The following is a 21,421-nucleotide window of genomic DNA, read 5'->3' on the forward strand; positions in this document are numbered from 1 at the left end:
GTCGAACAAGCTCTATTGATGCTCGATTGCCTTCCTGCTGCGCAAGCTTCCATCGTCAAAGACGTCAAGAGCGTCAGAGACATCGCTGAGACGATATCGAAGGCGATACTGGAAACGGAAGCCCCGCCGGCCCTGTCAATCGCCTGATGGGCAATGTCTGCCACAATTCTGTAAGCTGTGTCGCCGACGGCGATCACGCCGGGTACCGCAGATGACAACGACCTTTGCTGATTCACCGTCGGAAGAGGCATCTGGGTGCGAGCGACGGGCCCCAAGGCCGATCCCATCGAGGCGCCCGATAGCACTCCATCATCTATAGCCATCGAGTCAGGCTGCCTCCTCCTCGATCGCGAGGTCTCTCAGCAGGGCATGGATTTCGTCGCCACTCAGGCGAGAAGGGTCAAAACCACTGGAGAGGCCGATGGCAGCAAAGCGCTTGGCGTGTATGTCCGACGTGCCGATGAAGCCCATCGCCCAGTTCGGAAAAGACCGGCGATCGATTGGATCCAAGGCGAGCAGCGACACATCTCCGTGCCGTTCATCTTGCTGGATGCGCTCAAAGGCTGCCTCGACTTTATCGAGAGGGCCTTCCAAAACTTGGGCAAAGCACCCGGAATTGAATAGCAGCGCTCCGGTAATCTCGTCGCGTTGATTGTTTATCCGGCTCTTTTCGAGGATTTCCTCCAAATGTGAGCCAAAGGTCGCTTCATTGTGGGCAATATGATTGCGACTGTAATAAACGAGCCGGTACATGCCAGAAGCCATGGTTAAACCCTTTGTCATTCTACATCATTTTGCGCGAGGAAGGCAGGGATCTGATCCATGCCCATCGGCCGGCCGGTAAGGTATCCCTGCACATGCGTGCAACGCTCTCCACGGATCCGAGACAATTGTTCGGCGGTCTCGACGCCTTCGGCTGTAATGGCCATGCCAAGGCTGGCGCCGAGACCTGCGATGGAGCGCAGAATGGCTTCGCTGTCGGCGTCGTCAGTGGCAACGAAGGACCGATCGATCTTGATCTTGTTGAAGGGAAACTTCTGCAGATAGCTCAGTGACGAATAGCCGGTTCCAAAGTCGTCCATCGAGATCTTAACGCCGAGCTCGCGCAGGGAATTGAGCGTCTGAATGACGTTGTCGGTATCGTCGAGAAGCGCGCCTTCGGTGATCTCGATTTCCAGCCGATGGGCTGGCAGTCCGGACCGTTTGAGCGCGGTAGCTACCGTGTCGAGCAACGTGTCGGCTTTGAACTGCAGCGGCGAAACGTTAACAGCCACGATCATCTCGCCAGGCCATGACATGGCTTCAACACACGCAGTTCTCATTACCCACTCGCCGATCTTCATGATTAAGCCGTTCTCCTCGGCAAGTGAGATGAAGGAGAGAGGCGGGATATTGCCCTTGACCGGGTGTTCCCAGCGCAGGAGCGCCTCAAACCCGTCTACTCTGTTGCTGGTGACATTGATAAACGGCTGGTAGTTCAGCTTGAACTGCTTCAGGGCCAGCGCACGGCGCAGATCGATTTCCATCTCCCGGCGCGCGAAGAGAAGCGCGTCCATGCCGTTCTTGAACATGCTGTAACGGCCTCTTCCGGCCTTCTTTGCCTCATACAAGGCGAGGTCACCGTTGCGGAGGAGGTCGCGCGCCTGAACGGCATCTTTGCCGATCGCTACGCCGACGCTGACGCCGATATTGACGGTGTGACCATGGATGACATATGTGCGGCCGATGAGGTCGACAATACGAGAAGCCAAGGTCTCTGCTGCGCCCTCCTCCTCAACGTGCCGCTGCATGACGACAAATTCATCCCCACCGATACGAGCGACGATATCATCCTTGTGGCAGGCAGCTGTGAGCCGGTCTGCAACCTTTTTTAGAAGAAGGTCGCCGACCGCATGTCCGAGCGTGTCGTTGATCATCTTGAAACGATCGAGATCGAGGCAGTGAACTGCGACCGAAGACGCCGGTCCAGTGCACAAGGCCGAAGAAAGGTACGCGAGCAAGGCATTGCGTTTGGTTAGACCGGTCAGTTCATCCAAACCGCTTGGTTTGTCGGCGCATTGTGCATGTAGGGAGGGCCGCAAATCGATGAGGAACTGTCCTGCACCCAATGCTGCAATGGCGGCATCGAAATTCTCGCTGTCCCTGGATACTAGGAGAGAGGAGGGTGCGCCGGTCATGGTGGCAAGGTTCAACGCGCATCCTGGAAAAAGGTCGTGCATTTCGCTCCCGACGACCGCTGCCAATGATGTCATGCTGGCCGTGTTCGCATATGTGACGAGCCCGTCCGAACCGACGACCAAGACTGGACGCGGCAATAGCTCGAGGATCTGCTCGGCACTGGGGATGCCAGCTGGATGAGCTTGGGTTATTTGCGGAAACGGCGTTGCGACGTTCATGGGGGCCTACCAATGCGAGTTGGCCACAAGGTAAGCCTCGGAAGTTACCCAACAACGGATCGGCCCGGTAAACGTGGATGTTTCATGCCAGACGGTTACCAATTGCTGAACATCGACAAGGTTGCATAAGGGTTGGCGCCACTACAGAGGACACGATTAGCAAGTCGGCGCTTGATAGTCAGGCATCATCTTCCGCCCCCAGCGCGCTTTCGAGAAAAATCTACATCATGGTTCTGTTCAACAACGATTGCGACGGCTTCCGATCAAGAACGCTCAACGCCTTGCAGTGCTGCCAAGCGAGAGCGGAGGTAGGGACCTCAACCGTCGGTGATCGAACGTCGCGGGGCTGCTTCTCCTCATCGGCTGAACGTTGTTATAGTTGGTGAAATCTTCACATGACGTCCGCGCGAGGAAGCCGGGAGAATACGAGTGTGGTGCTAATTGTAGCACTAGAGGTTGGTGGGTTTGTAACTCTCTAAGAAACGTCAGGCCGCCTCTAACGTGACCTTTTAGCCCATAATTTCTCTTCAAACACAGACATTTAACGGGAACCGATGGCAGTTCGCCCAGTTGTAGCCGCACAACAACAGGAGAGACATCGTGAAAAAGATCCTACTCGCTTCAGCGTTCGCTTTGGCTGCCACAGGTGCCTTGGCGCAGTCCGCCACGGAATCGACCGGAGTGAATTCAGCTCTCGGCGTGGCCCCAAAGACAGAAGACTTCATCCTGCAGGCTTCCGCCAGCGATGTGTTTGAGATCGAATCGAGCAAGCTCGCGCTTCAGAAGGGTGACGAGACCATCAAGGCATTCGCGCAGAAGATGATCACCGATCACGAGAAGACGACCGTCGAACTCAAAGCACTTCTTACGGGTGGCAAGGTCCAAGGTAATGCTGTGACTGCTCTGATTGAGGATCACAAGGAAGAGGTAGATGAGCTAGGCAAGCTTAACGGTGCCGAGTTCAATGAAGAATACATCGATGATCAGGTCGAAGCTCACGAAGACGCTGTTGATCTCTTCAAGCGCTATGCAACCGAAGGGGAAAACGCTGACCTGAAGGCTTGGGCGGCAAAGACGCTTCCTGCATTGGAGCACCACTACAAGATGGCTCAGGATCTCGACAAGTAACGTCTTTGGCGGGAAGGCAGCTGTCGCCTTCCCGCGTTGAGCTCTGGTTATCGGCAGCCATGGCGTTAAGCTCTTCGTTCAGGAAGCTGACTCGTTGGCATAGGGTGGAGTCCATGACCGCCATCATGGACGTGATAAATGCCCGACACTCCCTGATGGAGGGCGGGAAGTTGAGGCGAGCGATGACATATCGCCGCTGGTGTTGAGATATCAGCTGCATGTGGAATCTGCGATCAAGGAGCTGGAATGTGACCATTGACAACAATTCAGAAACGGCCCCTGCCTTTGTGCTGGAAGAGTTCTTCTCGGGCTCGCTTCGAGGATGGGGTGTTTCGCTCGGCCGAATGGGCGGTCTTAAGAACCGATTCTCCATCGAGGCGGAGGGTCGGTGGGATGCCCAGGCCAATACCTTGTCTCTTAAGGAAGTATACAGCTTCGATGATGGCCACCATGATTTCCTGACCTGGACAATCATCAATCGGGGCGAGGGCGCTTACGAAGGACGGGAGACGCTCATCGACGGCACCGCAGATGGCGAGCAGTTCGGCAATACCTTTCGCTGGAAGTATACCCGCGAGGTGCCCGCTGCAGACGGCACGAAAACGAAGTTCGGCTTTGACGACTGGTTCTATCTGCATGACAAGGACCACATGACGGCACATGCCTCGATGACCAAGGTTGGCATAGAATTTGCGACGCTCACAGCGTTCTATGAACGACTGATTTGAACCATGTAGGGTGGGCCGCGATGATCATGCCCGATGTCGCGGGAACCTCGCCTGCTCGCCGGGCAAGCTCCAACGGGCTGACGAAAGCTGCTTAACCCTGATGCGCATCGAACACGCGCTGCAACGGGTCTGGACGAAGTCATCGATGACCCATGCAAGAATCCCGAACCGCCTTCGTTCCGTTTGGCTGCTGATCAAATATCGGCTGCCTTTCAATCACGGCGCCAATCGGTTCCGAGATGTCGTACATACTCCATTTCGGCGATCCCATAAGCTTGACCGGCTATCGTCTCCAGTTCCAGCCTGTCCGTGACTCTTATCATCGAGCGTTCGGCTTTGATCGCAAGATCACCTTCAAGCTTGTGAAGGGCGTCTGTGACACTCGGCCGTCGTACACCGAGCATCAGCGCAAGGAAATCGTGGGTGAGGGGAAGTTCGTCTCCGATCCTGTCCTGGCTCATAAGTATCCAACGTGCCAAGCGCTGCTGAACGTTATACCGACCGTCAGAAAGTGCGGTTGCTGCAATCTGGATCATGAATACATGCGCGTACTTCAGTAAGAGGTCTCGCAACGGTATGGACCTCGACATCGCTTCTCGAAGTCTGCCAACTTCAATTCGCAATGCTGGGCCTCCGCACTGCATAAACGCATAGTGAGGGGTCGTTTCCACGCCGAGGACGATGGGCACAGCGGAGAAACCTTCACGGCCTATGCATCCGACTTCGATTTCCTTCCCGGACCGTCCTCCGGCAATCTCGGAAGACAATCCGCCTTCGAAAAAAAAGACATGCCCGATGGGATCGTTGGCCTCAAACAGTCGCTCACCAAGCGTCAACCTGACCGGCACTAGGTGCTGGCGTATGAACTCTGTCTCGATCGGCGGCAGTAATGAAAGTAGCTTATTTGTGGTCCAGGACATTTCAGAATTCATCTTAATGCACATAAAACTCCACATATGGCTGAGATGAACGATTCCTAGCAGAAAAAGCAACTTACGCGCGGAGCGAGGAAACTTATCTGCAACTTTGCTGTTGAGCACGCAACATAGCAGGAGTGAGTCATGCCAAGGTACTACTTCCACATTCGGGACGGCGATAAGATCGCACACGACCCTGAAGGCGCTGATTTCGTTGACCTGGCAAGCGCTGAAGCCGAAGCCGTCAAATCAGCTCGTGAGCTGCTCTCGCAGCGCGTGTTTGACGGGGAGCTCGTTGATGGCCAGGCTTTCGAGCTGACAGATGAAAACGGGTCCATCGCCGCTGTGGTAAAGTTCAAGGATGTCCTGCGGCTCACATAGACGGTGGCGGTACGCTTTCGGAACCAATTATTACGAAGAAACGTTGGCGATATCGTTCGGTTCGACGTTCGTCTCGAACCGAAAGGATATCACATGTTAATGAGAAAAGACCAGCTCCAGGGTGAGCGTCCGGCGAACGCATTTTTCGGTTGTCGAGAGGTGGAAGCTATAGGTCGTGTTTCATTTCATCGGCCATGATGCGTTCGATTATTTCAGGATCGCACTGTGTGTCGATGAGGAACTCGCGGATACCGCCGTCCCACGTCCTGATGTCGGCAAGCAGGCTTTGAAGTTCTTCGATGTCATTCTTGGTCAGACCCTTCGTGCCATCCTCACTGCCATCGCTTACGTAAACCAGTTCGCCCTCGGAGATGTTGTCCGAGTTTGCGGTCACTTCTTCGATCAGTTCGAGGTTCTCGCCGATCATGCCGGCGACTTGGCTGAGGGTGTAGATGAACCTCGAGCGCGCCATCAGACGGCCTCGCATGAAGCGTTTGCTGGCGTCCAGTTCCAGGGCAGTAGGTCCTCAATTCGATCCTTAGGATGATCCTGGATCCGGGCGAGGACATCTGTCAGATATACCTCCGGATTTTGGCCGTGCAATTTGACCGTTTCGATGATGGTCAGGATGTTGGCGATGCGCTCACCGCCCTTGTCCGAGCCGGCAAACAGCCAGTTTTTCCTTCCAATTCCAAGCGGTCTCATGGCTCGTTCAGCGATGTTGTTGTCGATTTCGACCCGACCATCGTCGATGTAGACGCCCAAAGCCGCCCAACGAGACAAGGCATATCGCATCGCCTCGGCCAGCCTCTGCTTCTGTGGCAAAGTTGAGAGTGTCGCCTCGATCCAGGCCTTGAGCTCGTGCAGAATGGGCCGGGCATGGTGTTGGCGCAGGGTGCGCCGCTCGTCAGCCGACATGCCTCGGATACGGTTCTCGATATCGTAGAGAGCGCCGATACGCGACAGCGCCTCCTCAGCGATTGGAGATGGCTTCAGCTTGATCACATCATGGAACTTGCGCCGCACATGTGCCATGCAGGCGGCTTCGACGATCTGATTGCCGTAGAGTTTCTTGTAACCCCCATAGCCGTCGGCATGCATCACGCCGCTGAAGTTTGCGAGGTGGTCAGCCGGATGCGCGCCTTTGCGGTCAGGGCTGTAGTAATAGGCGATGGCTGCGGGAGTGGCGGCTTGATAGCCACTGCCGTCGAAGACGTAGACCCAGACCCTGCCGGTTTTTGTCTTGCCCCGGCCAGGGTCGAGAACATCGACCGGGGTATCGTCCGTATGTATTCGGTCGAGCGCGGCGATGTGGGCCCTGATCATCAAGACGAGTGGTGTCAGCAAAGCGGATACCCGGCCGACCCAGTCAGCCATTACGGATCGGGAGATGTCTATCCCCAATCGATCGTACATCTCGGACAGGCGGTAGAGGGGGATGTGATCGTCGAATTTGGCGATCATGATATGGGCGAGCAGTCCCGGCCCGGGTTTGCCGCGCTCGATCGGCAAGGTCGGCATCTCACCAACCACTGTTGTATCGCATTCCCTACAGATCATGCGCTTCTCGACATGCCGGACAATCTTGACCGCCGCCGGCACGTGCTCCAGCACCTGGACCACTCTGTCGGCCGCCTTCAGGAACGAAGTGCCACCGCAGGTCGGGCAATTGCAGGGAGCCGCATAGACCAGTTCTTCGGTGGCGAGATCATCGGGTAGAGGCTTGCGCTTCGGCTTCTCGGATGCGTCGTCCAACTCTGGCAGAGGAGGTTTCCCGGAGCGCAGCTCAGCTTCGGCACGAGAGGCCTCGATCTCCTCCAGCATCAGCTCGAACTGCTCGATCTTACGGTCGATCTTTTCCGAAGATGCGCCATGCTGCCGATGTCGGAGAAGCTCTAGTTGCGCGCGAAGAAGCCCGATTATGGAGTCTCGCTTGATGACCTCGGCTTCCTGGCTCTCAAGTTTCGCCGCCTGTTCCGCGACGAGTGCGCGCAAAGCAGTGAGCTCGTCCTGACTGTCCAGCGGCGCTGTTTCCATACCCGCGAATCTAGCCGATTTGCAAATGACGCGCCAGCGTGAAGCCTCGGATGACCCTGCAAAATATAGCTTTTATCCCATTCGGCGGGGAGCGGACGTCCACGCAGGGCGTCGCCAATCGATCCCTTCAACGAGCATGGAAAGCTGCGCCTGCGTCAGGTGCGCTACACCCTCTTTCGCCGTCGGCCACGGAAAGTATCCGCGCTCCAAAATCTTGTAGAATAGGCAGAACCCCTGGCCGTCCCACCAAAGAAGCTTGATCCTGTCCGCGCGCTTTCCGCGGAAGCCGAAGATCGCGCCCGAGCCCGGCGCCTCCTTCACCACCGTCTCGACCAACGCCGATAGACCATCAATGCCACGCCGCATATCGGTCACTCCGCAGGCCAGGTAGACCCGCACATTCCCCGATGGCCCGATCATGCCGCCTCCACGCAAGCGACGAGCGGGCCAAGCAGCTTCAACTCAACGTCAACCGGAACCTTCAAGCTCCGACCGTTTCGAAGCAATATCTCGACGATCGCCGGCCTCGTCGCTGCGGTAGACGGCTGGCTTACGCCAACGTCCTCGGTGATTTCCACCGGGAGGAACACCGTTGGCCGATCGACATAGCTGAATGATTGCCGCCACAAGCGGATCTGGCCCGGATGAATGTCGTGCCGGCGCGCCACATCGCCAATGCGAGCACCGGGCTCATCAGCTTCCGCAAGTATCCTCAGCTTCGCCTCGTCCGACCAACGCCGTCTGCGCTCGGTACCGGACATGATCTCTATACGAGCCATGAAACCTCTTTGGTCTGGTATTAATGTCAGCACTAATGCTGGTTCTAATGCCAGAACATCGCCTGATTTCCCCGATCAGCAAAAACAGCTCACCGGACGCTCACGCTCCAGGCGGAGCTGCCCGCGCCGAAAACCGCGGCCCCGAATGCTCCCCGACAAGTGCTTATAGGCCGGACGGGGGACTGTCAGCTTATGCCGCGCTAGCGGAGCTAGGTTCGCATCGAGCCCATTGATCTCAAATGACACTTCTATTGATTTATCATCGCCGACAAGTGGAGCCGAGCTCGGTTAACCCTGCTTTTTATTGTACCCAGCGCGCAGCCGCATCGGCCTGCGGCATCCTCGTAACTCAAGCATTCGATAAAAATAAGTTCGATTGCCATCCGATGATCTTTCGATAGTCCCGCTATCGCGACTTCGAGTTCATGGCCCCGAACAGTCCATTCCTGGTTCGCTGGGGTAGACACCCGCAAGGCTGCGTCTTCCACGTTCCCTACTTGCTCTCGCTTGACGATCCCGAATTTCGTGCAGAAGGTGTTACGCATAATTGTGAACAGCCAGGACCGTAACTGAGTGCCACGCTGAAACTTATCCGCGTTAGCGATTGCTTTTACCATCGTCTCCTGCACAAGATCGTCAATGTCGCTGGATGAAGGATGAAATCGCCTCGCGAAGTTTCTCAACGCTTGGGTATGCTCAAGAAGTTGCGCCTCAGTGAAGCCAATGGAATCGAACTGGTTCATTGCCTCATTCCCCGTTAGTCGACACAACCTTCCCTGTTGAATTACGTTCCGACCCTAAATTCGTTCGTACGATATCAGACCGGCGTAAGGTCTCACGTAAGAACTCATGAGCCATTCGCTGAACCCGACGGATTGCCGTTCGGTCGTGCGTTGCCTCGAAAAAGGTGACTGAGTTAGGCATTGCGCTGACGGTGGTCGGCGCTTTTGATGTCGGTTATTATTTTTGAAATGGCAGCCACGAAGGCCCCGCAGACCCACCCGATGTTTCAACTACCAACCAATGACGCGGGATAGGAGAGCGTGAAGGAGATGAGGCTATGGCTCAGGCGACAAGGCGGCACATGGGATGATGCTGTTTGCGGCAATTATTCTTATCTCGGCGCTTCTTTTGGCAGAGCTGTATTACTTCGTGTTGACACCCGGCGATCCGAACAGCGCAACGATCCAACGCCCACAGGAGAGGACATCGGGGCCTCAGAGTCGCTAAAGCCGTCATTGCAGCCTCAATGTGAGACGCGAAGCCGCAATCCTAGAATGGAACTTTCGCCCGCTTAAGCGGTTCGCAAAGCCCCAAAGGAGAAGCTAATGTCTGATGATAAGACCCGCGAAATTTTTGTGACTGGCTTGAGAAACGCTCACGCCATGGAAAACCAGGCCCTGTCGATCATGAAGCCGCAGGTGAAGCGAATTGAGAACTATCCCGAAATGGCCGCCATGCTGCAGCAGCACATTAACGAAACTCAGGGTCAGATTGATCGGATCGAGGAAATCCTCACTTCGCTTGCCGAGGACTATTCGACGTTGAAGGATTTGGCATTGTCTCTCACTGGATCGCTTGCGGCGTTAGGGCATTCGGTTGCCGGCGACGAGATCCTCAAAAATAGCATGGCGAATTTCGCCTTCGAGAATTTCGAAATTGCGGCGTATAAGTCGCTGATTACGATCGCCGAGCTTGGAGGCTACGCAGGTCTGGTGAGCCCATTGCAAATGAGCCTTGACCAGGAAGTTGCCATGGCCGCCTGGCTGGAAGAGAATTTGCGGCCGACGACGATCAAGTTTGCAAATCTTAAAGAGGCCGGTCAAACGGCGAAAGTCTAAGGTTCGAATGGAGCGTGACCTATTCATCGCGCCTGTTCGCATCAGCCTTACGTTAAATTGGTTGAGGAAGGGCAAGATGTCGTCTCGAAACTGGCGTCACCTCTGTATCGATATGCAGCGGATGTTCAGTGAGGACACGCCGTGGCAAGTCGAGTGGATGGGGGCCGTCCTACCTGTCGTCTGCGAGGTCGTCGGGCGCTTCCCGGACAAGACGGTATTCACACGGTTTGTTCCCCCGGAAAAATCCTCACAAGCCAGCGGCAACTGGCGCGGCTACTATGAGCGGTGGGAGGCCATGACCCTCGCGAAGCTTCCGCCCGAGATGGTCGAAATTGTCGAACCCTTGAGGCGGCACATTCCCCCGGCGCGGGTATTCGACAAGTCTACCTACAGTCCCTGGACCGATGGTCGCCTACATTCCGTATTCAGCCAGGAAGAAATATCGTCAATCGCGGTGTCAGGTGGCGAAACCGATGTCTGCGTCCTGGCGACGGTCTTGGGCGCGGTCGATCTCGGCTACCACGTGACCGTGTTGTCGGATGCCGTCTGCAGCGGGGCAAATGCCACCCACGACGCGGCGATCACTTTGCTACGAGACCGGTTTTCCATGCAGCTTGACGTGCAGACTGTTGAACAGTTCCTTCGCACCGCGGAGTAATGCGGTGCGAAGGATTGTGGGCAGGTTCTGATCAGGATTCTTCATCATCCCAAACAGTGTTAGCGGCTTTTCCTCCGTCCTTTCCGGATTTTGATTCCCATTCCGCACTTGCCTGTGCCCACTGCTCGCTGTCCTGCCCTTCAGGCCGGCCAGCTTGCTCCCAGAGTTCGTACGCGCGCTTTGAGATCCATTCCTCGCGTTCGGTACGCATAATTTCCTCCACACGAATATGAAATTGTCGGCGAGCACCTATATGCGCGCCCCCGATCTTCACTTCAGGCCGTGTTTTTAGCACCCTTGGAGTTTGCTGACGCTTCCCCAAGCTGCGTAAGCAGCTCGTCGGTTTCGAGCTCTTCCTGGAGATTGGCATCGATAAGCGGGATCGCTTCTTCAAGGCCCAACTGGCCAGCCCAGCTCTTGAGCGTCCCATATCGTGCAATTTCGTAATGCTCTACCGCCTGCGCAGAAGAAATCAGGCCTGCGTCGAGAGCGATCGAGCCTTTGTACTCCTCGATGATTTCCTCGCCTTCGGCGATGATGCCCTGGATTGCTTCACAGGTCTTGCCGCGAGCCGGTTTTCCAATCAGCTCGAACACTTGCTGGAGACGGTCAATTTGACCTTCTGTCGGATCCCGGTGCTTCAGGAACGCTGCTTTGCCCTCTTCCGATTGCGACGCACGTGCCATCTTCGGGAGCGCCTTCAGGATCTGCTTTTCGGCAAAGTGAATGTCCTTGAGCGTATCCAGAAAAGATCGTTCAGTGTTTTCTCAGCCATATTTGCTTCCTCCTCGGTTGAAATTGGCCACATAAACCGCGCGGAGCTTGGAAAGTTCCTGTCTTCGCCGTGCCATTGGAAGCCAAGGCGAAAGCTATTTTGCAGTTGCTTTTTTGGTGCTCAGTTTTTTGAACAGAATAAACGCTGACGAGATGAAACATGCCGAGTTGGTCAGTATAGTGGGCCATTCCATTCGCGTGACGCCGAATGCTGTCCACAGCGCGAAACCTGTGACGGTGGGCAGTACACCCGCGCTGAAATAGCTTCGTATTATCGGTGCTCGTCAAGCAGGAGGTGCCTCGGGTATGGCAGATATCCGCTTGGCCGCTAGTTTTCTGTCGGGTGCCCGCAGTCCGGGCAAATATGGCGACGGGCTGTTCGATTTCGTGGCTGAGCGCTGACAAAGATTGACTCTACTGGCAGCCACATTTTGATGACGACCCTCAAGGGAGGTTCAGTGTCAGTACGCTGCCCCCGGCTGCTTCCAACCGATGCAGATACGTGTCGGGCCCGATCAACTGATACGGAAAATAGAGACCGGGCGGTGCAGGCGCTCGACCGTCGAGCCCGGTCAGGCGCTCGAGGATCATCGTCACGCCCATCGCGGTAAGAGGTGCCGCTCCCCCTGGGTGAAAGACCGCATGTCGTGTCCGTAGCGGCTGACGATCATGATCCTTGCCGGAGAGTTCGATGATGATCTCTGTCGATTTCGGTTCGCCACGGCGACGGGCCGAACTGACGCCCGTTGCAAGATCGAACTGGACGTTCTTCGCGCCGGTGGCCGTTGCCAACCCCGCGACGTCGATCGAAGAAAAGCCGGAGGCTTTGATCTCGGTGCCGTCAATCGCATGAAACAGCGCCTGGGCATCGTCGCCGTCACGCCAGATATAGGCGCCATCGCGACGCGTCAGTGCTGCGGACATCATCTTGGACAGGCGTTCGAAATCTTCCGCCACGGCGGGTCCGCCGCCATCCTCTTCATCCACCAAGGCTCCGATCTTGATCTCGTCGATGCGATCGAATTTTTTCGCGAGTTGGAGTGTGGGAACCGTTGTGGCGCCGACGAGCCATTCGTAGCCGAGAACGACGGCCCCCGCGTCCGGCTTGTGCATGAATATTGCAATTTCGGGTGCGATCTCGAAGACGCCGGACGAAATGCCGAGATGGGGCAGAGCACGTGAATTGGCATAGCGAAGTCCGGCGAGGCTTTCGTCCGAATAGAAGACAGCGACGGCGCCAACCTGGCGACTGCCCAATCCGAGATCGTCCGCGCCGAGGTCCAGTTGCACGGCTTCGGCATTGCCAAGCTCCTTGGCCACCGCTTGTGCCTTTTCGATGTTCCGGCCGGCAATCAAAAATGGTGCGTCCTGATGCAGGTTGCGTAGCATTTGAGCGCTCAGGCGGCCGATTGCGCCGGAGCCACCCATCATCAGGATAGGATTTACGGACATAGGTTTTTCCTTCTACTATTTCGTAAGTTACTATTAGTAGGCAGAACGTTCATAACCTACCTTTAGTAGTATTGGCAACAGACGAGGTTTCAATGAAGCGAAGCGACGATATGACGGATCACGCAACGGCGGCGAAAAGGCTGCCGCGCGCCGACCGGCGTCGGCAGTTGCTCGACACCGCCCTTTTGATTGTCCGCGAAGAAGGCGCCGACCGGCTGACACTGGGACATCTTGCAGCCCGCGCCGGGGTGTCCAAGCCCGTTGCCTACGATCATTTCGAGACCAAGTCCGAGCTTCTGATCGCTCTCTATCGCTGGATCGACACGGAGAAGGTCAATGCCTTTCGCGAGGCGGTGACCGGAAGCGGGCGCCGCGCGGCGGAAACGGTCGATCTGCTCGCCGCAGCCTATATTCAATGTGCCGCCGACATAGACGGCGAATTCCATGCGGTCGGAGCAGCGCTGACTGGCAGCGAGGAGAAGGCGGCCGTGTTCCAAGAGCTGCTGGCAAACAATGTCGCGATGTTAGTCTCAGTGCTGGCGCCGCACAGCGCGCTAGCGCCCGATGAATTGACAAGACGCTGCATAGGCATGGTTGGCGCTGGTGAAGCAATCGCGGCAGCCCGGTTGCGTGGCGATTGCGACGAGAGTGAAGCAATCGCCACGTTCAGCGCCATTATCGCTGGCGCCTTCACCAAAGCATAGCCACAGTCTACAGACAGCGAACCTAGAAGGGGTCTACAACGCGCGTTTCTAGGAAAGAGAAGCCGTCTTTGCCGATAATTTGAGTCCGCTGGTAACGAGGGCTTGTAGAAATAGCTACTGGCACCAGCCTTGCGAGGCAAAGCTTCGGCGGGGTAGTAGATCGCCGACCGAAACGAAATACTTTTATCATGACCTAGATGCGAATGGCCGCCGGCTGAATGGAGCGAGCAGCTACAAGGTGACTTTCCCTAAGGCCGATACGCCGCCTGTCGATGGGTCTTGGTTGCTGACGGTGTACGATGCCCAGCACTTTTTCTCGCCTAAAGAGCTCGGTCGCTACTCGCTGGGTACCAAGAAGAAGATCCATGACGACGGGTCGCTGACGATTTACGTTCAACCTACGTCACCAGGGAAGTATCTCGAGACCAATTGGCTTCCAGCACCCGCAGGCGCTTTTTCTCTCTATCTCGGACGTACTGGCCGAAGACTGAAATTGCTGACCGTAGCTGGACGCCGCCATCGGTTAGGAGATAACGAGGATGGCATCAGGTTGGATCGATGGTAAGGCGAGAATCTTGTCCATGGGCGGCCCCTTCGATTGAGATCTTAACAGCTCATTCTGGCACATTTCGATGCCGTTCAGGGGCCGTCCACTCCAACATCAAGTCGGAGGACTGGCAAAGCGTACGCCCACGGCTTGGGGGTGAACGCACAGCGACAAGCTCGCGAATCATGGCCCCTCAGTGAGACGTGGCTCGCTTGTCGCCGAGGTCGAGCTAACAAGACTAGCCGCCAAAACCTGCTTCGGGAATCGGGGTCTGCAACTTCCTGTGTCGAAGGTTGCCACTGCATCGCGGTTTCTGGTCAGAGCGCGGACCCGATACTGATTGCTTTTGAGGAGTAGAAAAAACAATGTGGCCTACGCTGGCCTCCACGGCCGAATCTGCAAGCAGCTTGCCAAGCGTGAATTCGGCATTGCCTTGCGGTTCGAGCTGGGGCGTCATCAGGTATGCGCCGACGGCGCGAGTTCCTTCTCGTGGCCGAGGCTGAGGGGCGCAACCACAATTTCCGCCCCCAAATCCGCCAAATTGCGAGCTAAACGGCGCAGATGTCGCATTCACGTACCAACGCTCCGCTGAAAGAGCTTCGAGGGTAACGGAAAACTGTACCTGTATTAATGAGAATATGTAGATCGCGGGTCATGGCTGCGGTCCGCAAAAGCGCATGACCGCCCTCTGTAAAAAGCGGCGCTGCTCATAGGTGCCGATCTTTTCAATTTCGTTCGCAGAGCGAATGAGTTCGGTACTGAAGGTCTTGGTCGCGCCAAGCTTCTATTCCAGGTCTAGAATTTTGCCGTAATGAAACACTATGACCGGAGGCCGACGCGAGTGTACGTCCCCGGCTCCAAGCGAGGAGGCCGACATGTTGCTCCACCATCAGCCCGACCGTCCTGTCGCGCCCTACGGACCCGGCCTGACGCAGATCGAAAGCACGCGCCACGTCGCCGTTACCGTTCCAAAGAACGCGGCGAGTGCGATCAGCGTCGCTTTGCTCGACAAAGCCACCTCGCATCTTGGTTTTTTAGACTAGAGACGTCATCCGGTTCCTACGGCCGCATCGCTTTGGTTAAACCAAATGATGCTGCACCTCACGGCGGCAGCCATTAGAAGCTAACAAACATACGGGCTGAAGGAGTACCTCTTACCTTCTGAAGATCGATTGGTCAGTTGCAGCGCAAGATAAAGAGCACCGCCCCAGTCCCCGCTTCGTGACAAACCTAAACGGCTCGGAAATACTCGGCGCGGGTGATTCGAGGGATTGCAGGATGAGACTTATATTTGCGGCGGCAATTGTTCCGCTCCTTTTTTCGTCGATTCATGGCCAGGCTGGCGAAATCTTTGACGAGATAAGATTTGGGGGAAGCGGTCTTATTGACAGCGACTCCTCAAAGGATCGAGGATTTGTCGGCTCTGCGGAAGTCTTCTTTGCTCCATTCGATAGTTCAGAAGACGGTCTAAACAAAGTGCTTTCGCCAAGGGCGCAGGTTGGTGTCTCTGGTGGAGCCTCCGCAACTGATCAGATCTATGTAGGCGTCAATTGGCATCTGCCGATCGGCGAGACATTCTTCGCGGAGGCTGGGATCGGAGGGACTGTCCACAATGGCAGTTTGGAAAGCGGAGACGGCCCTCGGCTCGGCTGCCGGCTTCTGTTCCGCGAAAACGTTGTTCTTGGTGTGAAAGTCAAGGAAAAAGTCAGCCTTATGGCGACCGCGGATCACTCGTCCCACGCCAACATCTGCGATGGACCAAATGATGGCATAACCCACGCCGGTCTCGCGATAGGGGTCAAATTCTAAGGTTGTCTCGGCACCAGTGAGGAATCACGAGCTCGAAGAAGGTTTATCATCCGTCACATTGAACTTGTACCGAGCCAAAGCGGTAATCTTATCGAGAGCGGCCTCGACGACAGGCGGAATGTCGTCTTCCGACGACGCTTTCGCTGCGATATCGTGGATCAGGTCCAGAACTTCGGTCAACTGCTCAACGGTGGGCTGCTCAATCGACATCGTCTTCTCCTTACAAGGTTGAGAAGACAATCCATTGAAGTTGAGGAATCCCTCAAGCCGGTTCGATAGCGCTTTTTTCAGAGCTGCTGCAAGCAAGCCAATATTTGTTTTGCTTCTGCGACATCGCTAATGACGCCTTCATCCGGCAGAGTGATTTTGAAGGCCGTAATCCAACCGCTTTCCATATCTTGAATGACAGCTCGCAATGCATGCGGAAGATAGCGCCTCCTTGGTCTGTCGGTAGCCCAATGGCCAAGGGCGGGCGTGACTGAGAGTATAACTTCGGTCTGCAGAGAATAGTCCAAACGTCACTCGATTCGGGCATTAGGGCTGAAAAAACGCTCCTCCGATTATCGGAAATCAGCACAAGTGCAATCCTGAAATGTTCGCCCCCTACTGCTTACAGACCATCCGCGACCACTGCCATACAGCGTCATATGCGGCTTGTCTTCCTTTATGCCGTCGGGAAGAATGGCCGTCTCCGCGTCTGCTTTGTCGAGCCTGTCATGTAGCAACACCGCTTGAGAGGCTTACTGCGATGTTTGCAGAAAGATAGAGTTCTGCCCGGTTCATCTGAGGAAGCTGTTCAGGACGTCATTCCTGTCGGCGCCACGCGGCAGTCAGCTCTTGAATTCTGATGCATTAGAGACCATTTGTCCGGCGATTTCAGTAGGATGGAGATATCAATGACGACAGCAGAAGAGCGGCAGCCCGAGCAACACGTATTTGAAGCCGACGTGAGCCGGCTCCTGCACATGATGGTGCATTCAGTTTACTCGGACAAAGACGTGTTCCTCCGAGAATTGATCTCGAACGCGGCGGATGCCTGCGAAAAGCTGCGGTATGAGTCGATCTCGAAGCCGCAGCTTTCTTCCGATGGGATCCAGCCGGGAATTCTGGTGACGCTTAATGAGGAGGCGCAGACGCTCGTTATCGAGGACAACGGCATCGGCATGAACCGCGACGAGATGATCGACGCGCTTGGCACGATCGCGCGCTCGGGGACAAAAGCGTTCATGGAGCGGCTTGAGGCGGCCAAAGCTGGGGAGAAGGCTGAACTGATCGGACAGTTCGGCGTCGGGTTCTATTCCTCGTTCATGGTTGCTGATCGGGTTGATGTAATATCCCGCCGTGCCGGCGAGGGCGAAGCCTGGAAATGGTCATCCGACGGTAAGGGAAGCTATGACATCGTCGGTGTCGATGTCGGGCAAGCACCAGCGCGCGGTACGCGTGTCGTGCTACATCTCATGGACGATGCGAAGAAATACGCCAGCAAATGGACCGTCGAGAAGATTATCCGTGAACAATCCGGCCACGTGCCTATTCCTATACGTCTCGTTGACAAAGAGGGCGCCGAACCGTCACAGGTGTCCGATGGTGCAGCGCTCTGGGTAAAGCAAAAGAGCGAGATATCCAAGCAGGATTACGACGATTTCTATCGGAGCGTCTCGGGCCAGTACGATGAGCCGCTTGCAAACGTGCATTTCCGCGCTGAGGGACGCCACGAATATACAACGCTTGCCTTCATCCCCGGCTCCCAACCATTTGACCTGTTCGATCCGGACCGACAGGGCCGGATGAAGCTATACGTGAAGCGCGTCTTCATAACCGACGAAGCCGAGTTACTGCCGCGTTACCTGCGGTTCGTGCGTGGCATCGTCGACACCACGGATCTGCCACTCAACATTTCCCGTGAAATGATCCAGGAAAGTCCCGTGCTTGCCGCTATCAAAAAGGGCGTAACGAGCCGGATACTGTCCGCTCTGGAGAAGATGGCCGAAGGCGAAGCCGAGACGTTTTCCAAGGTATGGGACCTGTTCGGACCCATTCTCAAGGAAGGTATTTACGACGACTTTGAGCGGCGCTCGCAGTTGCTGAAACTGTCGCGCTTCCGTAGTACGGCGTCCAGCGAGGCAACTCGGAGCCTGGCCGACTATCTGACTTCAATGAAGGAAGGCCAGTCGGCGATCTATTACATTAGCGGCTCCAACCTGGATCAACTCAAGTCGTCGCCGCACCTTGAAGGGTTCCGAGCCAAAGGTATCGAAGTCCTTCTGCTTACCGATGGCGTAGACAGTTTCTGGCCACCCAGCGCCCCCGATTTCGAGGGCAAGCCGTTTAAATCGGTTACCCAGGGTCTTGCCGATCTGAACGCTGTGACCGGCGATGGCGGCACTGATGAAGCTGGTCGGCAAGCTTCTCCCGAAGTCGGGGCATTTATCGATTTCGCTCGAAGTGTCCTTGGTGACGAGGTCGATGATGTGCGCGTTTCCGATCGGTTGACCGAAAGCGCGGTGTGCCTCGTCGCGTCGGAACATGGGCCCGATCGCCAGCTCGAAAAGCTCCTCCAAGGGGCAGGGCGGTTGCAGACAGCATCGAAGCCAATCCTGGAGATAAATGCAACGAGCGAGCGTGTTGCAAGCATCGCATCGATCAACGATAAGTCCTTCCGCGAGGATGCGGCGTGGTTGTTGCTTGACGAGGCCCGCATCCTCGACGGGGATAAACCGGCCAATCCCCGCGCGTTCGCCGATCGGCAGGCCAGGTTGTTCGGGCGTGCGATCGGGCACGGCAATTAAATGGTTCCAGGCGAGGTGGTCGTTGGCTGCCTCGCCAAAAGCCTCAGAAGATAAGATCGTGTGCGTGACCACCGATGTTCGCAATCTTCGGGAATAGACTGGGTTCTTGGTCTAAGACCCTAGTTCATCGCCGTCCGAAATCGATGCACTAGCAACTGATTTTCAGAGAATATCTTAGTCTTTGATTGTTCGAGAATTACGGGCCGGTGGTTCGGCTCCCTTCAAGTGCTTAGCTAAACACAATTGGTTTGCAGTCGCCCCGAAGCAGTCATCCAGTACCGCCCCTTTGACCAGGCCACTCTCACGTCGCCATGTGCCGATCCCATATCTGCATCAGTGCTGTCACAGCTTCGTTGATATCGCCGCCATCAGCACCGTCCCGTGCTTCAAATGCGATACCCATCAGAAAAGTATGAAACAGGGTCGCCAACCCACGTACATTCGTGGTGCTGACAAGCTCTCCTGCATCGACTGCACGCCTGATGCAGGTTTCGATGCCCGCACGATTTCGCATCCGGTCGGCTACAAGCACATCATCTACGTGCCGATTTTCGGGCGCACAGTTGTTGGCTCCAAGGATCATCAAGCATCCTGGCGGGTGCGTCTTGTCGGTTTGCATCCTTGCTGAAAGCCTCAGAGCCGTCTCGATAGCTTCGCGTGGTGGCCGAGCCTCATTCTTTAGGCTTGCAGTTACGCGCCCGTAGGAGGCCTGATAGCGAAGGACGACCTCGTTGAAGAGGGCTTCCTTAGACCCGAAGGCCGCATAAAAACTAGCCGGAGAAATGTCTCCCATCGCGGCTTTCAGTTGATTGAGAGAGGTCGGCTCATAGCCCTGCTCCCAGAATAGGATCATCGCGGCATCCAGTGCCTTGTTTCTGTCAAACGCCCTTGGCCGCCCAGTTCGAGCCATATCGTGCCTCCGTAAATTTATTCTGCACTACTCGATCCAGAATATCTTGCCAAGCGTGTTTGGTGCAGATATCTGGACTGCTTGATCCATATATCAAGGTGCACGAACTCAATGAAAACTACCGAAGTTGAAAATGATACCGAACGATTGCCGGTTGCTGGCTTACTCGCATTGGCGATGACTGGCTTTATCTGCATTCTCACAGAGACGCTTCCCGCGGGGCTACTGCCGCAAATCACTGAGGGTTTGGGCGTTTCTCCATCCCTCGCTGGCCAGATGGTGACTGTCTACGCCCTCGGTTCGCTGCTAGCGGCGATACCTTTGACCATTGCCACAAGCAGTTGGCGGCGCAGGACAGTCCTGCTGTCCACCATCATTGGGTTTCTGATCTTCAACTCTGTTACAGCAATTTCGTCCAACTACACACTTACCTTGGTCGCACGTTTCTTCGCCGGCGTTGCAGCTGGTCTGGCCTGGAGCCTATTGGCGGGCTATGCGCGACGCATGGTCCCTTCACATCAACAGGGGAAGGCGATGGCGATCGCTATGGTAGGCACGCCGATCGCGCTGTCGCTCGGCGTGCCGATGGGGACATGGCTTGGTACGCAGGTCGGCTGGCGAACCGCCTTTTGGATCATGTCGATATTGACGTTGATTCTGATCGGCTGGGTCGTGATGAAAGTGCCGGACTATCCAGGCCAGAAGAAGGGCGATCGACTGCCCCTGTTTCGGGTATTTTCAACCCCCGGCGTTCGACCGGTTCTTTCCGTTGTCGTCGCATGGATGCTCGCTCACAACATTCTCTACACTTACATCGCACCCTTCGTTCAGTCGGCCGGGATGCGGGATCGGGTCGACCTTGTTCTCCTGGTATTTGGATTGGCCGCGCTCATCGGCATCTGGATGGCGGGAAAGCTGGTCGACCGTCACCTGCGAGCAACCGTGCTGGCCAGTCTAGCCGCCTTCGGGCTGGTATCCCTGCTTTTCGGGATTGTTTCGATGTCACCTTGGGTCATTTATGGTGGCGTTGCCATTTGGGGCCTGACATTTGGCGGCGCTGCAACGCTCTTGCAAACCGCACTGGCAGACACCGCGGGTGATGGTGCAGACGTTGCATTGTCGATGAACGTCGTCGCCTGGAATGGCGCCATCGCAGGTGGCGGAATCATGGGCGGTATTCTTTTGGATGCGTATGGACCCACGGCGTTTCCCTGGGCACTAACCTTTCTGCTCGTCATCGCCCTTCTGATCGCCTGGTCCGGACGCGCGCGCGGATTTACTTCGGGTGCACGCACCTCCAACGCAAAGGTGGGGGGACACTGACGCTTCACGAAGACATGGATCGGTCCTATCGTTGCAGCGATGGGGCCGAAACACGACCGCGACCGAAATGCGGAGCCATGTCTCCCATTGGCGCGCAGTAACAACGGGTCAGCGGTTCGATTCCGTTGTCTAATCGCCTGCATCCGGTCAAGCGGATTTTAAACGAGTTTCTTCGTTGCCGTGTTGCTAACGCGACATCTTTTTAGATTTCCTTTCGACATCTTTCATTCCTGCAATTCGTCCGGTGC

At 55.9% G+C, this 21,421-nt stretch carries 23 protein-coding genes and 1 pseudogene; 11 read left to right on the forward strand and 13 right to left on the reverse strand.

Going from position 1 to position 21,421, the window contains the following annotated elements; translation table 11 throughout:
* Window positions 1-327: 327 nt before the first annotated feature.
* Window positions 328-765 (reverse strand): BLUF domain-containing protein, encoded by a 438-nt coding sequence (locus ACI3K0_RS21375; protein WP_404946208.1) that lies wholly within the window; start codon window positions 763-765, stop codon window positions 328-330.
* 14 nt (window positions 766-779) lie between these two features.
* A complete protein-coding gene (locus tag ACI3K0_RS21380) occupies window positions 780-2,396 on the reverse strand; it encodes an EAL domain-containing protein (RefSeq protein ID WP_404946209.1) in 1,617 nt (538 codons plus the stop codon).
* Window positions 2,397-2,996: 600 nt separating this feature from the next.
* Between ACI3K0_RS21380 and ACI3K0_RS21385 the strand changes: the two genes are divergently transcribed.
* Both ACI3K0_RS21385 and ACI3K0_RS21390 read left to right on the forward strand, forming a co-directional pair.
* A complete protein-coding gene (locus ACI3K0_RS21385) occupies window positions 2,997-3,524 on the forward strand; it encodes a DUF4142 domain-containing protein (protein WP_404946210.1) in 528 nt (175 codons plus the stop codon).
* 248 nt (window positions 3,525-3,772) lie between these two features.
* Window positions 3,773-4,252, forward strand: a complete 480-nt coding sequence (locus ACI3K0_RS21390) for a DUF3833 family protein (protein WP_206827376.1) — start codon at window positions 3,773-3,775, stop codon at window positions 4,250-4,252.
* A 212-nt stretch (window positions 4,253-4,464) separates the two neighbouring features.
* Here ACI3K0_RS21390 and ACI3K0_RS21395 read toward each other — a convergent pair whose 3' ends face one another.
* Window positions 4,465-5,172, reverse strand: coding sequence for a Crp/Fnr family transcriptional regulator (locus ACI3K0_RS21395; RefSeq protein WP_206827378.1), 708 nt, complete (start codon window positions 5,170-5,172; stop codon window positions 4,465-4,467).
* Window positions 5,173-5,313: 141 nt separating this feature from the next.
* Between ACI3K0_RS21395 and ACI3K0_RS21400 the strand changes: the two genes are divergently transcribed.
* The gene (locus ACI3K0_RS21400) at window positions 5,314-5,550 is read left to right on the forward strand and encodes a DUF6894 family protein (RefSeq protein WP_206827380.1); all 237 of its coding nucleotides are present in this window, start codon (window positions 5,314-5,316) and stop codon (window positions 5,548-5,550) included.
* Between the two features lie 166 nt (window positions 5,551-5,716).
* Here ACI3K0_RS21400 and ACI3K0_RS21405 read toward each other — a convergent pair whose 3' ends face one another.
* From ACI3K0_RS21405 to ACI3K0_RS21425, 5 genes are all read right to left on the reverse strand, one after another.
* The gene (locus tag ACI3K0_RS21405) at window positions 5,717-6,022 is read right to left on the reverse strand and encodes a hypothetical protein (protein ID WP_404946211.1); all 306 of its coding nucleotides are present in this window, start codon (window positions 6,020-6,022) and stop codon (window positions 5,717-5,719) included.
* Entirely contained in the window at window positions 6,022-7,587 is a 1,566-nt protein-coding gene (gene tnpC / locus ACI3K0_RS21410) for an IS66 family transposase (RefSeq protein WP_404946212.1), read from the reverse strand. The genes ACI3K0_RS21405 and tnpC overlap by 1 nt, the downstream gene beginning before the upstream one ends.
* Before the next feature lie 72 nt (window positions 7,588-7,659).
* Entirely contained in the window at window positions 7,660-8,007 is a 348-nt protein-coding gene (gene tnpB / locus ACI3K0_RS21415) for an IS66 family insertion sequence element accessory protein TnpB (protein ID WP_404946213.1), read from the reverse strand.
* Entirely contained in the window at window positions 8,004-8,366 is a 363-nt protein-coding gene (gene tnpA / locus ACI3K0_RS21420; RefSeq protein WP_174059037.1) for an IS66-like element accessory protein TnpA, read from the reverse strand. The genes tnpB and tnpA overlap by 4 nt, the downstream gene beginning before the upstream one ends.
* A gap of 248 nt (window positions 8,367-8,614) precedes the next feature.
* Window positions 8,615-9,109, reverse strand: coding sequence for a sigma-70 family RNA polymerase sigma factor (locus tag ACI3K0_RS21425; RefSeq protein ID WP_206827382.1), 495 nt, complete (start codon window positions 9,107-9,109; stop codon window positions 8,615-8,617).
* A 585-nt stretch (window positions 9,110-9,694) separates the two neighbouring features.
* Between ACI3K0_RS21425 and ACI3K0_RS21430 the strand changes: the two genes are divergently transcribed.
* Both ACI3K0_RS21430 and ACI3K0_RS21435 read left to right on the forward strand, forming a co-directional pair.
* Window positions 9,695-10,207, forward strand: coding sequence for a ferritin-like domain-containing protein (locus ACI3K0_RS21430; protein ID WP_404946214.1), 513 nt, complete (start codon window positions 9,695-9,697; stop codon window positions 10,205-10,207).
* A gap of 76 nt (window positions 10,208-10,283) precedes the next feature.
* Complete coding sequence (locus ACI3K0_RS21435) at window positions 10,284-10,865, forward strand: cysteine hydrolase family protein (RefSeq protein ID WP_206827386.1); 582 nt, start codon at window positions 10,284-10,286, stop codon at window positions 10,863-10,865.
* A 31-nt stretch (window positions 10,866-10,896) separates the two neighbouring features.
* On the opposite strand, the gene ACI3K0_RS21440 is transcribed toward ACI3K0_RS21435, so the two are convergent.
* From ACI3K0_RS21440 to ACI3K0_RS21450, 3 genes and pseudogenes are all read right to left on the reverse strand, one after another.
* Window positions 10,897-11,076, reverse strand: coding sequence for a DUF2934 domain-containing protein (locus ACI3K0_RS21440; protein ID WP_206827388.1), 180 nt, complete (start codon window positions 11,074-11,076; stop codon window positions 10,897-10,899).
* Window positions 11,077-11,140: 64 nt separating this feature from the next.
* Window positions 11,141-11,640 (reverse strand): annotated as a pseudogene (locus tag ACI3K0_RS21445) (ferritin-like domain-containing protein).
* 443 nt (window positions 11,641-12,083) lie between these two features.
* Window positions 12,084-13,091, reverse strand: a complete 1,008-nt coding sequence (locus ACI3K0_RS21450) for an NAD(P)-dependent oxidoreductase (protein WP_148144979.1) — start codon at window positions 13,089-13,091, stop codon at window positions 12,084-12,086.
* 167 nt (window positions 13,092-13,258) lie between these two features.
* Here ACI3K0_RS21450 and ACI3K0_RS21455 point away from each other — a divergent pair, with 167 nt between their 5' ends.
* The 4 genes from ACI3K0_RS21455 (at window position 13,259) to ACI3K0_RS21470 (ending at window position 16,151) form a co-directional block, all read left to right on the forward strand.
* Window positions 13,259-13,795 (forward strand): TetR/AcrR family transcriptional regulator, encoded by a 537-nt coding sequence (locus ACI3K0_RS21455; RefSeq protein WP_404946215.1) that lies wholly within the window; start codon window positions 13,259-13,261, stop codon window positions 13,793-13,795.
* Between the two features lie 79 nt (window positions 13,796-13,874).
* Window positions 13,875-14,360: a DUF1214 domain-containing protein gene (locus ACI3K0_RS21460; RefSeq protein WP_286194925.1), complete on the forward strand. Its 486-nt coding sequence runs from the start codon at window positions 13,875-13,877 to the stop codon at window positions 14,358-14,360.
* A gap of 857 nt (window positions 14,361-15,217) precedes the next feature.
* Entirely contained in the window at window positions 15,218-15,385 is a 168-nt protein-coding gene (locus ACI3K0_RS21465) for a hypothetical protein (RefSeq protein WP_404946216.1), read from the forward strand.
* Between the two features lie 235 nt (window positions 15,386-15,620).
* Window positions 15,621-16,151 carry an acyloxyacyl hydrolase gene (locus tag ACI3K0_RS21470; protein ID WP_404946217.1) on the forward strand — a complete coding sequence of 177 codons (531 nt, stop codon included), beginning with the start codon at window positions 15,621-15,623 and terminating at the stop codon, window positions 16,149-16,151.
* A 24-nt stretch (window positions 16,152-16,175) separates the two neighbouring features.
* Here ACI3K0_RS21470 and ACI3K0_RS21475 read toward each other — a convergent pair whose 3' ends face one another.
* On the reverse strand, window positions 16,176-16,361 hold the full coding sequence (locus tag ACI3K0_RS21475) for a hypothetical protein (protein ID WP_148144982.1): 186 nt from the start codon (window positions 16,359-16,361) through the stop codon (window positions 16,176-16,178).
* Between the two features lie 686 nt (window positions 16,362-17,047).
* Between ACI3K0_RS21475 and htpG the strand changes: the two genes are divergently transcribed.
* Complete coding sequence (gene htpG, locus ACI3K0_RS21480) at window positions 17,048-18,940, forward strand: molecular chaperone HtpG (RefSeq protein ID WP_404946225.1); 1,893 nt, start codon at window positions 17,048-17,050, stop codon at window positions 18,938-18,940.
* A 301-nt stretch (window positions 18,941-19,241) separates the two neighbouring features.
* Here htpG and ACI3K0_RS21485 read toward each other — a convergent pair whose 3' ends face one another.
* The gene (locus ACI3K0_RS21485) at window positions 19,242-19,793 is read right to left on the reverse strand and encodes a TetR/AcrR family transcriptional regulator (RefSeq protein WP_404946218.1); all 552 of its coding nucleotides are present in this window, start codon (window positions 19,791-19,793) and stop codon (window positions 19,242-19,244) included.
* Window positions 19,794-19,961: 168 nt separating this feature from the next.
* On the opposite strand from ACI3K0_RS21485, the gene ACI3K0_RS21490 reads away from it, so the two are divergent.
* Complete coding sequence (locus ACI3K0_RS21490) at window positions 19,962-21,173, forward strand: MFS transporter (protein ID WP_404946219.1); 1,212 nt, start codon at window positions 19,962-19,964, stop codon at window positions 21,171-21,173.
* Window positions 21,174-21,421 lie beyond the last annotated feature (248 nt).

The organism is Rhizobium sp. ZW T2_16, from assembly GCF_044987325.1.
Lineage (GTDB): Bacteria > Pseudomonadota > Alphaproteobacteria > Rhizobiales > Rhizobiaceae > Neorhizobium > Neorhizobium cellulosilyticum.